8 protein-coding genes and 1 pseudogene are annotated in these 12473 nt (G+C 71.9%); 3 read left to right on the plus strand and 6 right to left on the minus strand.

From position 1 onward, the window contains the following. Positions 1-169 precede the first annotated feature (169 nt). Positions 170-1645, minus strand: coding sequence for a transcriptional repressor NsdA (gene nsdA, locus DN051_RS12310; RefSeq protein ID WP_112438700.1), 1476 nt, complete (start codon positions 1643-1645; stop codon positions 170-172). A gap of 444 nt (positions 1646-2089) precedes the next feature. On the opposite strand from nsdA, the gene DN051_RS12315 reads away from it, so the two are divergent. Next, positions 2090-2764, plus strand: a complete 675-nt coding sequence (locus DN051_RS12315) for a bifunctional DNA primase/polymerase (protein WP_053756697.1) — start codon at positions 2090-2092, stop codon at positions 2762-2764. Between the two features lie 135 nt (positions 2765-2899). Here the strand turns inward: DN051_RS12315 and ftsY are convergent, their stop codons facing one another. Continuing rightward, entirely contained in the window at positions 2900-4117 is a 1218-nt protein-coding gene (gene ftsY, locus DN051_RS12320; RefSeq protein ID WP_053756696.1) for a signal recognition particle-docking protein FtsY, read from the minus strand. A 169-nt stretch (positions 4118-4286) separates the two neighbouring features. Here ftsY and DN051_RS12325 point away from each other — a divergent pair, with 169 nt between their 5' ends. After that, positions 4287-5258 (plus strand): LLM class flavin-dependent oxidoreductase, encoded by a 972-nt coding sequence (locus DN051_RS12325; protein WP_112438701.1) that lies wholly within the window; start codon positions 4287-4289, stop codon positions 5256-5258. 104 nt (positions 5259-5362) lie between these two features. On the opposite strand, the pseudogene DN051_RS12330 reads toward DN051_RS12325, so the two are convergent. The 4 genes and pseudogenes from DN051_RS12330 to DN051_RS12345 form a co-directional block, all read right to left on the minus strand. After that, positions 5363-6445, minus strand: a pseudogene (locus tag DN051_RS12330) (sugar porter family MFS transporter); the annotation flags it as partial. 2 nt (positions 6446-6447) lie between these two features. Continuing rightward, positions 6448-10002, minus strand: a complete 3555-nt coding sequence (gene smc, locus DN051_RS12335; RefSeq protein WP_112438703.1) for a chromosome segregation protein SMC — start codon at positions 10000-10002, stop codon at positions 6448-6450. A gap of 206 nt (positions 10003-10208) precedes the next feature. After that, positions 10209-10415: a hypothetical protein gene (locus DN051_RS12340; RefSeq protein WP_053762838.1), complete on the minus strand. Its 207-nt coding sequence runs from the start codon at positions 10413-10415 to the stop codon at positions 10209-10211. A 371-nt stretch (positions 10416-10786) separates the two neighbouring features. After that, on the minus strand, positions 10787-11068 hold the full coding sequence (locus DN051_RS12345) for an acylphosphatase (RefSeq protein ID WP_053762837.1): 282 nt from the start codon (positions 11066-11068) through the stop codon (positions 10787-10789). 217 nt (positions 11069-11285) lie between these two features. Here DN051_RS12345 and DN051_RS12350 point away from each other — a divergent pair, with 217 nt between their 5' ends. Further along, entirely contained in the window at positions 11286-12455 is a 1170-nt protein-coding gene (locus DN051_RS12350) for a CAP domain-containing protein (protein ID WP_112438704.1), read from the plus strand. Positions 12456-12473 lie beyond the last annotated feature (18 nt).

Consider the following 12473-nt stretch of genomic DNA (forward strand, 5'->3'; position numbering starts at 1 on the left):
GCCTGCTGCCGGACTGCGCGATCGTTATCGTGGCGCAACCTTCCGTGGCAGCTTCCGCGGAGGACGGGAACCGGCCGCGGCGGCCTTCCGATGACCTGGCATGGGGGAGCCGAGTCGGGCAGTTCGGGAGGGCCGGCCGCGGCCGGGGTTCATGGGTCGGGCCGGGTGCTCAGACGGCCTCGGCGGTCTCCGGCAGCTCGGCGGCGAGCCGGTCGGTGAGGTCCACCACCTCGGCGAGGTCGCCGAAGTCGCGGGCGGCGGTGTCGACGGTCTTGCGGATCCGGGTGTTGACCCGCTCGGAGCGGACCTTCTTGGCGACGTCCATGGCCTGCTCGGCGTATCCGGCGCTGCGCTCGGGCTCGCGCCGGAGCAGATGCACGGTGGCCATGCCGATCAGGTTGAGCGCGTACGACCGCTGGTGCTCGGTGTCGTCGGCGAACAGCTCCACCGCCCGCCGCATCAGCGGCTCGGCGAGCGAGGCGTAGGTGGGGCTGCGGCCGGCCACATAGGCCAGGTCGCGGAACGAGTGCGAGTTCTCCCCGTGCAGCTCGGCCTCGGAGAAGAAGCGGATCCAGTCGGGGTCGGGCTCGTCCCACTCGTCGGCGTCGACGAAGGTGTCCTCGGCCATCCGCACGGCCCGCTTGCACTTGCCGGGCTGGCCCATGTTGGCGTACGCGCGGGCCTCCATCGCATACAGCATCGACTGGGTGCGGGGGCCGGCGCAGTCACGGCTTCCGTACTGCGCGAGGTGGATCAGCTCCAGGGCGTCCTCGGGCCGCCCGAGGTGGATCATCTGGCGGCTCATGCTGGACAGGATGTACGAGCCGAGCGGCTTGTCGCCGGCTTCCTTGGCCGCGTGCAGGGCGAGGACGAAGTACTTCTGCGCCGTGGGCTGGAGGCCGACGTCGTAGCTCATCCAGCCGGCCAGCTCGGCCAGCTCGGCGGCGACCTTGAACAGCTTCCTGGTGGTGGCCTCCGGCTGGGGCTCCTGGAGGAGGTCCGTCACCTCGTGCAGCTGGCCGACCACCGCCTTGCGGCGCAGACCGCCGCCGCACTGGGCGTCCCACTGCCGGAACATCACGGTGGTGGACTCCAGGAGGTCCAGCTCCGGCTTGGAGAGCCGGCCGCGTGCCCGGGTGGCGGGCACCTGGGCGGACTCGTGGCGCGGGGCCGGCGGCGCGGGCACCAGCCAGCGCTGCATCGGCTCGATCAGGGCCGGGCCCGCGGACAGGGCCAGCGAGGTGCCGAGGAAGCCGCGCCGCGCCAGCATCAGGTCGCTGCGCGAGAACTCGCCGAGCAGGGCCACCGTCTGCGGGCCGGTCCACGGCAGGTCGACACCCGTGGCGGAGGGCAGCTGGCGGGCGGCGCGCAGGCCGAGGTCCTCCACCGAGACGACGCAGCCGAACCGCTCGGAGAACAGTTCCGACAGGATCCTCGGGATCGGCTCGCGCGGGTTCTCACCGTCCAGCCAGCGGCGCACCCGCGAGGTGTCCGTGGAGATGTGGTTCGCCCCCAGCTGGCGTGCTCTGCGGTTCACCTGCCGTGCCAGCTCGCCCTTGGACCAGCCGCTGCGCACGAACCACGAGCCCAACAGCTCATTCGGGCGCTTCTCAGCGTTCGTCCCGCTGCCGCCGTTGCCGCCCACTGGAAGGCCCCCATCCCTCTGATCGCTTGCACCAGGTGCGCCAAGCCTTATCAGAATGCCCGTCAACTCGGCCGTCCGTCCGGCGCTTGCCACTCTTCGAATGAGCAACCGGCTTGCCTCGGGCATACCCACCAGTGCATGTGCCCCGGATGTCGTGCACTCAAAGTAATCCTACGATCACCGGTCCATCCATGGCGTTCGCGGAAACGCCACCATTCGCCACCCCTTCGAATGAACTCGCTGTCGCCGCCAGGCGATTCACTTGACACAGCACAGAGGGAAGCGAGCGCAGCGTTGCACGCAGGGGCGCGCACCGCCAGACACACCACCGGGAACGCTTCCGGACGCCGACTGGGCCACCGCCCGAAGCGGGAACCGGAAACACAGAGTCACACTGCGATTCCGTCTCGTAACCACCGGTGCGTCGGACCCGTTGGAGGGGGCATGGGCTTCACGATCGGCAGCAGTCGAGGGATCCGCGACATCCGGTCCGGCTCGCGCCGCCGCGGCCGCTCGTCGGAGTGCACCGCGGTCGCGGAGTACACCGGGCTGTGGGGCTGGGACGTCGCCCCGGGCGCCCGTGCCGCCGCCGGCGTGTGCTCCTGCGGGCGCCCCGACTGCCGCGCGCCGGGCGCGCATCCGCTGGACTTCGCCCCCGAGGTGCCGGCCGGCGCGACACTGGACGCGGCGACCGCGGCCTGGGCCGACACCCCCGGCGCCGCGGTGATGCTGCCGGTCGGGCGCGCGTTCGACGTGATCGAGGTCGCCGAGTCCGCCGGGCGCCGCGCGCTGGTGCGGCTGGAACGCATGGGCCTCCCGCTCGGCCCAGTCGCCGCCACCCCGGACGGCCGCGCCCACTTCCTGGTCGCCCCCGGCGCCGCCGCCGAGCTCCCGGCGCTGCTCTACCGCATGGGCTGGGACGACCCGAGCCTCGATCTGCGCGGCCTCGGCCCCGGCTCGCACATCACGGCCCCGCCGTCCGACCGCGCCGGTCTCGGCCCCGTCCGCTGGCTGCGCCCGCCCGACCTGGACTCGGCCACCAAGCCGCCGGCCGCCCGGCTGCTGCTGGGGACGCTGGCCTACGTGGCACACCGGTCACGCGCCTCGGACCGGCCCTGAGGGCCTGTCCGGCAACCCCGCCCGCCGCGCGAGGGCCGGACACGCCCTGGCCCGACCCGGGCCGCACAGCGAAGCGCCCGTCCCCGACTGCACCTTGGGGGCGGGCGCTTCTTGCCGTTCCTGCGCTCGGGTGGGTCACTCTCCGATGAGCGCATCCACGAAGGCCTCGGGCTCGAACGGCGCCAGGTCGTCCGCGCCCTCGCCGAGCCCGACCAGCTTGACCGGGACGCCGAGCTCGCGCTGCACGGCGACGACGATGCCGCCCTTGGCGGTGCCGTCCAGCTTGGTGAGCACGATGCCGGTGATGTCGACCACCTCGGCGAAGACGCGGGCCTGGACGAGCCCGTTCTGACCCGTGGTCGCGTCGAGCACGAGCAGCACCTCGTCGAGCGGCGCGTGCTTCTCGACGACGCGCTTGACCTTGCCGAGCTCGTCCATCAGACCGGTCTTGGTGTGCAGCCGGCCCGCGGTGTCGATGAGCACCACGTCGGAGCCCATCTCCTTGCCCTCCTTGACCGCGTCGAAGGCGACGGAGGCGGGGTCGCCGCCCTCCGGCCCGCGCACGGTGTGGGCGCCGACCCGCTCGCCCCAGGTCTGGAGCTGGTCGGCGGCGGCGGCCCGGAAGGTGTCGGCGGCGCCGAGCACGACCGTGCGGCCGTCGGCCACCAGGACGCGGGCGAGCTTGCCCGTGGTGGTGGTCTTGCCGGTGCCGTTGACGCCGACGACCATCACGATGCCGGGCTTGGTGCTCTCCGGCTCGGTCCGCACGGTGCGGTCGAAGTCGGTGCCGACCAGCGTGAGCAGCTCCTCGCGCAGCAGGCTCCGCAGCTCCTCTGGGGTGCGGGTGCCGAGCACCTTCACGCGCTCGCGCAGGCGCTCGACCAGCTCCTGGGTGGGCTGGACGCCGACGTCGGCGGTGAGCAGGGTGTCCTCGATCTCCTCCCAGGTCTCCTCGTCGAGGTGCTCGCGCGACAGCAGCGAGAGCAGTCCCTGGCCCAGGGCGTTCTGGGAGCGGGAGAGCCGGGCGCGCAGCCGGACCAGACGGCCGGCGGCGGGCTCGGGGATCTCGATCGGGGGTGCTTCGGGGATCTCGATCTCGGGAGCGGGCGGCTCCTCGACGGCGACCGGGGCCGAACCGTCCGGGAGATCCACTTCCTCTATGGTGCGGCGCGGTTCGTCGCGCGGCGTCTCGGCCTCGTCGCCGACGTGCGGCTCGGCCGGAGGGGCGGTGATGTCGGGCGTGGCGGGCGGTGGCGGAGGCAGCGACTTCCGGCGCCGGCTGCCGACGATGAGCCCGCCGAGCGCGCCGATCACGACCACGGCGATGACTACAGCAAGGATGACGATTTCCATAACCCGTCCAGTATCGGCCATGGGGTCCGCCGGGCCCAGCTCGTGCGTTCCTCCAAGTGGGCGCCGGTCATGTCAGGACCACATCAGGGCACGCGTCCGCCGCCCTGGCCATCTGACGCACCGTCAGCTACGGTCCCCCCACATCCGCCCGGTGAAGGAGGGGCCTCCCATGCCCGTCACGGTCGTCCGCTTCAACCTCGTCGATCCCGGCGCCACCCCCGCCTCGCTGCACGCCCGCTACCGGGCGGCCCTGGAGATGGCCGCGTACGCCGACGACCGGGGGATCACCACCGTGCAGACGGAGGAGCACCACGGCGTCGAGAACAACTGGCTGCCCTCGCCGTTCACCTTCGCGGGCGCCGTCCTCGGCGCGACCCGGCGCCTGGCGGTCACCGTGTCGGCGGTGATCGGGCCGCTGCACGACCCGCTGCGGCTCGCGGAGGACATCGCGGTGCTGGACCTGCTCGGCGGCGGGCGGCTGGTGACCGTCGCGGGCATCGGGTACCGGCCCGAGGAGTACGCCCTGTTCGGCGTGGAGTGGGAGCGCCGCGGCCGGTTGCAGGACGAGGTGCTGGAGACGGTGCTGAAGGCGTGGACCGGCGAGGAGTTCGAGTACCGGGGCCGCACGGTGCGGGTCACTCCGCGGCCGTACTCCGATCCGCACCCGCTGCTGCTGGTCGGCGGCTCCTCGAAGGCCGCGGCCCGTCGCGCCGCCCGCCTCGGCCTGCCCTTCTTCCCCAGCGCGCATCTGCCGGAGCTGGAGGCCTACTACAAGGAGCGGCTGGTGGAGTACGGCACGGAGGGCTGGACCATGATGCCCGCCGCCGAGACGCCGCTGCTGCATCTCGCCGAGGACCCCGACCGGACCTGGGCGGCGTACGGCGGGCACTTCCTGCACGAGGCGCGGACCTACGCCTCCTGGCAGTCGGCCGACATCCGCTCGGCGGTGCGGTCGGCGGCCACCACCGTGGACGAGCTGCGCGCCGAGGGCGTCTACCGGGTCCTGACCCCGGACGAGTGCGTGGCCCAGGGGCTGGACAACCTCGTCCTGCATCCGCTCGTGGGCGGTATGCCTCCGGAGGAGGGGTGGCGCAGCCTGCGGCTGTTCTGCGAGGACGTGCTGCCCCGGCTCACCGGCTGAGCGGGGCGGCGTGTCCTTCACGGGGGCGAGGAGAGGGGCGGCGGGGACTGTGCCCTTCTCCTCGGGCTCGGGGAGTGAGGAGGGCCGGGGGGCCGGGGCCGGGGTCAGCCCATCTCCTCCAGCTTCTTGCCCTTGGTCTCGGGCACGAACTTCACGATGAACGGGATGGAGAGGAAGGCGAACACCGCGTACATGACGTAGGTGAGCGACAGGTTCCAGTCCGCGAGGTCCGGGAAGGTGATGGTGATCACCCAGTTGGCGATCCACTGGGCCGAGGCGGCCACACCGAGCGCGGCGGCGCGGATCTTGTTCGGGAAGACCTCACCGAGCATGACCCAGACGACCACGCCCCACGACATCGCGAAGAACAGGACGAACGCGTTGGCGGCGATCAGCGCCACACAGCCCTGCGCGGTCGGCAGCGGGTCGCTGCCGCTCTGGTACGAGAAGGCCCAGGCGGCGAAGGCCAGCGACACGCCCATGCCGATCGAGCCGATCAGGGCGAGCGGCTTGCGGCCGAGCCGGTCGACGAAGATCATCGCGATCACGGTGCCGATGATGTTGATGATCGAGGTCTCGAACGAGTAGAAGAAAGAGCTCGCCGGGTCGACGCCGACGGACTGCCACAGCAGGTTCGAGTAGGAGAAGATGACGTTGATGCCGACCAGCTGCTGGAAGACGGACAGGCCGACACCGATCCAGACGATCGGCAGCAGACCGGAGCGGCTGTCCAGCAGATCCCGGAACGTCGACCTGTGGTCGCTGCGCATCGCCTGCTCGATCTCGCCGACCCGGGCGTCCAGATCGATGTCGCCCTCCACGCCGGCGAGCACCTTCCTGGCGTCGTCCACGCGGCCCACGCTGATCAGATGGCGAGGCGACTCGGGGATGGCGAAGGACATCAGTCCGTAAACGACGGCCGGCACGATCATCACGCCGAGCATCCACTGCCATGCCTCCAGGCCCGCGATCTCTCCGCGCTCCTCGCCGCCGGCCATGTCGAGTATGGCCCAGTTGACGAGCTGCGAGACGGCGATGCCGATGACGATGGCGGCCTGCTGGAAGGAGGCGAGCCTGCCGCGGTGGGCGGGCGGGGCGACCTCGGCGATGCAGGCGGGGCCGATGACCGAGGCCATGCCGATGGCGATGCCGCCGAGCACGCGCCAGGCGGCCAGGTCCCAGGCGGCGACTAGCGCAGTCGCTGGCTGATGACCTTCGACACACCGTCACCCTGCATGGAGACGCCGTACAGCGCGTCGGCGACCTCCATCGTGCGCTTCTGGTGCGTGATCACGATGAGCTGCGAGGCCTCCTGCAACTCCTGCATGATCCGGATCAGGCGCTGGAGGTTGGTGTCGTCGAGCGCCGCCTCGACCTCGTCCATCACGTAGAACGGGCTCGGCCGCGCCTTGAAGATCGACACCAGCATCGCGACGGCGGTGAGCGACCGTTCGCCACCGGAGAGCAGGCTCAGCCGCTTGACCTTCTTGCCCGGCGGCCGGGCCTCCACGTCGACGCCCGTGGTCAGCATGTTGTCCGGGTCCGTGAGCACGAGCCGCCCCTCGCCGCCCGGGAACAGCCGGCTGAAGACGCCCTCGAACTCCCGCGCCGTGTCCCGGTAGGCCTCCGTGAACACCTGCTCGACCCGCTCGTCGACCTCCTTGACGACCTGGAGCAGATCGGCGCGGGTCTTCTTCAGGTCTTCGAGCTGCTCGCTGAGGAACTTGTGCCGTTCCTCCAGCGCCGCGAACTCCTCCAGCGCCAGCGGGTTCACCTTGCCGAGCTGCTGATACGCCCGCTCGGCCGCCTTCAGCCGCCTCTCCTGCTCGGGCCGCGCGAACGGCCTCGGCTGATTGCGCGGATGCTCGGGATCCTCCGGCAGCTCCTCGCCCTCGGCGGGCGGAGACGGCGGTACGAGCTGGTGCGGGCCGTATTCGGATACCAGCCCTTCCGGCTCCACGCCCAGCTCCTCCAGCGCCTTGCTCTCCAACTGCTCGATCCGCATGCGCTTCTCGGCGCCGAGCACCTCACCGCGGTGGACGGAGTCGGTGAGCTTGTCCAGCTCGGCCTTGAGGTCGCGGCCCTCGGCGCGGGCGGCGGACAGCTCCTGCTCACGCCGCGCCTTGGCCGCCTCGGCGGCGGCCCGCTCCTCGTCGGCGCGCCCGAGGGAGACCTCGACGTGTACAAGCAGCAGGCGCGCGCCGGCGGCGACGGCCTGCGCCACCTCCGCCTCGTGCCGCAGCCGGACCCGCCGCTGCTCGGCACGCGCGCGTGCCTCGCGTTCGGCGCGCGCCGCCCGGTCCAGCGAGTCGGCCCGACCGGAGAGTCCCTTGACCCGTTCCTCGTGCGTACGGACCTGGAGGCGGGCCTCCATCTCGGTCTGCCGGGCGTTCGCCCCGTCGGCGGCGAGCCGGTCCCGGGCGGAGTTGTCGGGCTCCTCCTCGACCGGCATCTCCTCGGCGACGGCCAGCCGTTCGGCGAGTTCCTCGACGTCCAGCAGTGCTTTGTCGAGCGCGTCCTGCGCCCGCGCCGCGGCGGCGACACTGCGTTCGGCCTCGCCCGCCGCCGCCCGGGCCTGCCCCGCCAGCCGGCCGAGCTGCTGAGCGACGGCGGACTTCTCGCGGTCCGCGGCCCGGCGCCGCTCCCCCAGCTCCTCGACGAGCGCGGCGGCCTCACCGCGCCGCTCACCGGCCACGCTCTGCGCCTCGGCCAGCTCCTCGCAGCGCACGGCGAGCTCCTCCAGCTCGGCCGCGGCCTCGTCGACGGAGGCCTGCACTTCGAGCAGGCTCGGCGCGCCGGCGGACCCGCCGTGCGCGAAGTGCGCCCCGAGCAGGTCCCCCTCGGCGGTGACGGCGGTGAGCCCGGGCTGCGCGTACACCAGGTCCTCGGCGTCCTCCAGGGTGCCGACGACGACGATCCCGCGCAGCAGCCGCCGCACGGCGGGCATCAGTTCGGCGGGCCCCCGGACCAGATCGGCGGCGTACGGCCGGCTGTCGGAGCGCGTCTCGTGCGGTACGTCGTCGGGGGCACCGCTCAGCAGCAGTGCCGCCCGCCCCTGGTCCTGCTTGCGCAGCAGCCGGATGGCCTCGGCCGCCGCCGCGGGGGTCGTCACGGCGATCGCGTCGGCCGCCGCGCCGAAGGCGGCGGCCAGGGCGACCTCGTGGCCCGGCGTCACGGAGAGCAGTTCGGCGGCCGGGCCCAGCAGTCCGGTGAGCCGGTCCTTCGCGCCGAGCAGCGCGCCGGTGCCGTCCTTGCGGCGCAGGCCCAGGGCCAGCGCCTCGTGGCGGGCCTGCGTCGCCGCCCGCCTGCGCTCGGCCGCGGTGGCTGCCTCCCGGGCGGCGGCGAGCGCGGTCTCGGCCCGGGCGAGCTGCCGCTTGGCCTCGTCGTGCCGGTCGCCGAGCTCCGCGTCGCCGGCGTCGAGGCCGTCCACCTCGGCCTTGAGCGCCTCGTACTCCTCCTGGGCGGCGAAGGCCCGTTCCTGTGCCTCGTCGCGGGCGGCGGCCAGCCGGTCGATCTCGGCCTGGGCGGAGGCCGCGCGCGAACGGGCGGCGCCGACCTGGCCGTTCAGCCGGGCCAGCCCTTCACGGCGGTCGGCGATGGCGCGGGCGGCGTCCTTCAGACGGCGCTCCTCCAGGGCGAGTTCGCGCTCCAGGTCGGCTCGGTGGGCAACCGTGTCCTCCAGGGCACGCTCCGCCGCCTCCAGTGCCGCTTCGAGTTCCGCCTCCTGCTCGCGGATACGGTGCGCCTCGCGCTCCATGTCCTCGGGATCGCGGCCACGCCGCTCCTCGGGCGGCGCGGAGGTCGCGCTCTTGACCCGCGCGTCGGCGAGCGAGACGGTGCCGCGCACCCGCTCGGCGAGCTGCGACAGCTCGTACCAGGTCTGCTGGGCGCGCTGCAGCCGGGGCGTGAGCTGCCGCACCTCGTCCTCCAGCAGCGCCTCCCGCTGGAGCGCCTTCTTCAGCTCCTGCTCGGCGGCCTCCTTGCGCTGCTTGAGCGCGGCCTCGTCGGCGACCTCGGTCTTGAGCGCGTCCTGCAGCCGGACGAGATCGTCGGCGAGCAGGCGCAGCCGGGCGTCGCGCAGGTCGGCCTGGATGACGGCGGCCCGGCGGGCGACGGCTGCCTGCCGGCCGAGCGGCTTGAGCTGGCGGCGCAGCTCGTCCGTCAGGTCCTGCACGCGCGCGAGGTTGGCCTGCATCGCGTCCAGCTTCCGGAGCGCCTTCTCCTTGCGCTTGCGGTGCTTGAGGACGCCGGCGGCCTCCTCGATGAAGGCGCGGCGGCCCATGGGATCGGCGTGCAGCACGGAGTCGAGCTGGCCCTGGCCGACGATCACATGCATCTCGCGGCCGATGCCGGAGTCGGACAGCAGTTCCTGGATGTCGAGCAGACGGCAGGTGTCGCCGTTGATCTGGTACTCGCTGCCGCCGTTGCGGAACATGATCCGCGTGATGGTGACCTCGGCGTACTCGATGGGCAGCGCCCCGTCGGAGTTGTCGATGGTCAGCGACACCTCGGCCCGGCCCAGCGGCGGGCGCCCGGTGGTGCCGGCGAAGATGACGTCCTCCATCTTGCCGCCGCGCAGCGACTTGGCACCCTGCTCGCCCATGACCCAGCTGAGCGCGTCGACGACGTTCGACTTGCCCGAGCCGTTCGGTCCCACGACACACGTGATGCCCGGCTCGAACCGGAGCGTGGTCGCCGAGGCGAAAGACTTGAACCCTCGGAGGGTCAGGGCCTTGAGGTGCACGCCGCTGGACTCTACCTTCCGGGGTTGTCTCACTCCATGAACCCGCGGTTTCGCCCGTGAACGTGCAGGGCACACCAGACGTTAAAGAAGGTGAAAGGATGCGGGGGCAAAGAAAGAAGGGACGCCGAAGCGTCCCTTGCAACTTCTGACAACTTAGCGGTTGATACGGGCAGCCCAACCCCTGCTGTCGTGGTGCGACACAGTGATCAGGTGAGCGCAGGCTCCGCCTGGTGTGCGTCGACGCTCTCCATGATCCTGTCGTGGTGAGAAGCGGCAGCCGTCAGCGCGTCGTTCTCCGCCTGGATCCGTACGAGCTCGGATTCGAGGTCCTGGACGCGCTGCTGGAGCCGTCGCATCTCGGCGAGGAGTCGAGGGTCGGAGCCGCCGACGTAACCGAGAAGCGCCTTTGCCATGATGGATGGTCCTCCACACTGAGTGACCGACCGATGCGGTGTGGGTCGTGAGGGATTCGCACCCGCGGCCGCTTGGCACTGTGGAGTTGTGCTGCCGTTCATACATGCCAAACAGCTAAGGTGCGCGGGGCTTTCAGCGTCTCACCAAAAAGTTTGACGGTCAACACGATCACGCCCCGTATTGGTGAGCATCCCGGGGTGCGCGGCCGGAAGAACGGCGGCGCTGCGACTCCTGCGGGGCCCTGGGGGCGTGGCGATCATCTTTGCGTGTGGAGCCTGCCACGACAAGGGGTTCTTGGCAACCACCTGCTCGTTTCCGCTCCGGACGGCCGTCCCGGCCCCCGCTCGGGCGGCCTTTCGGCGCCGTCGGGTCAGCGGATCGCGAAGCCGTCGTAGCCGCCGCGCGGTGTGTCCCAGATCTCGGTGACACCGTCCACCCGCCCGGGCGTGTCGGCGCCCAGGAGCCAGTCGAGCAGGCCCTGGCAGCCGTCGCGGGAACCCTCCGCGACCACCTGGACCCGACCGTCGGCCAAATTGAGAGCAAAACCACTCAGGCCGCCGATCTCCAGTGCCTTGGCGCGCGTGAACCAGCGAAAACCCACACCTTGAACGCTTCCTCGCACCCAGGCGACCAGCCGTACTTCCTCGCTCATGGGTGCAACCTAACCGGCCAATGTCACCGTGGACACTTCCTCCCCCCGCGCCATGCGGTACCGTCCAGCCCCAATGAATCTCATATGAAACCCACTCGATCGAGTGGGTATGGTTGACCGTTCGGGCGGATCGCATGGAGGAATCGTGCGGACGGACGAACGGACGAGTCGACCGCGAGGACGACGAGTCGATCGCGAGGACGAGGAAGGCCAGAACATGGGACGCCACCGACGCTCCGACGCCGGACGCGCCGCCACGGGCCGTGCCACGGGGGTCAACGAGACGCACGGCTTCGCCGTGGAGGGCCACGACCCGCTGCACTCGTACCCGGCCGACCGAGGGGCACCCGGCATCGCGCCGTACCTGAACCCCGAGGCGTACGCGGAAGCCGTCACGCGCAGCGACTCCTACCTCTTCGCGCCGGACGAACGCCGCGAGGACTTCGCCGACACGGCGGTCTTCGCGGACACGGCGGCCTTCTCGGACACGGCGGCCTTCTCGGACACGGCGGCCTTCTCGGCCGACGGGTACATACCCGACGACGGCCCCCGGCGGGCCGGCATACACCGGCGCCCCAAGAAGAAGGCCGCGACGCCGGTCCGCACCGGGCTGCTGGGCGTGTCCGCGGCGGTGGCGATCGGCACGGTCGCCGTGGCCACGGGCGTGCTGCCCGGCGGTGACAGCTACACCCTCGGCGGAGGCGCCGGGGACAAGGTCCAGACCTCCGACACCCCGCCCAACACCGAGACGCAGCAGGGCGGCACGTCCGGCAGCGCCGAGGACGGCGGTGTCACCACGGCCCCGGCCGGCGGCGGCTCGGAGAGCCCCGACTCGCCCGCCCCGACCCCTTCCGCGACGAAGCCCGAGAAGGAGCCCACCACCGAGGCTCCGACCGAGAAGCCGACGCAGACCACGCCGTCGAAGAAGCCGAAGACGCCGGCCTCCCCCGGCAAGGGCGCGACCAAGTCCCCGGCCAAGACCGAGACACCTGCCTCACCGATCTCCGCCGAGTCCGCGGCCGAGGCCGAGGTGCTCAGGCTCGTCAACAAGGAGCGCGCGAAGGTCGGATGCGACGCGCTGGCCGCGAACAGCGCTCTGGCCGGCCTCGCCGGCGACTTCAGCAACGCCATGGCCGCACAGGGCTTCTTCGACCACACCGACCCCAGCGGAGCCACTCCGTGGGACCGCGCGGAGGCCGCCGGGATCACCAGCCTCGGCGGCGAGAACATCGCCCGCGGCCAGGCCGACGCCCAGGCGGTGATGGACGCCTGGATGGACAGCCCCGGCCACCGGGCCAACATCTTGAACTGCGACTTCAAGACACTGGGCGTGGGAGTGCACTACGGCTCCGGCGGACCGTGGTGGACGCAGAACTTCGGCTACTGAGCCCTCGCCGCCTGCGCT

The organism is Streptomyces cadmiisoli (genome assembly GCF_003261055.1).
Lineage (GTDB): Bacteria > Actinomycetota > Actinomycetes > Streptomycetales > Streptomycetaceae > Streptomyces > Streptomyces cadmiisoli.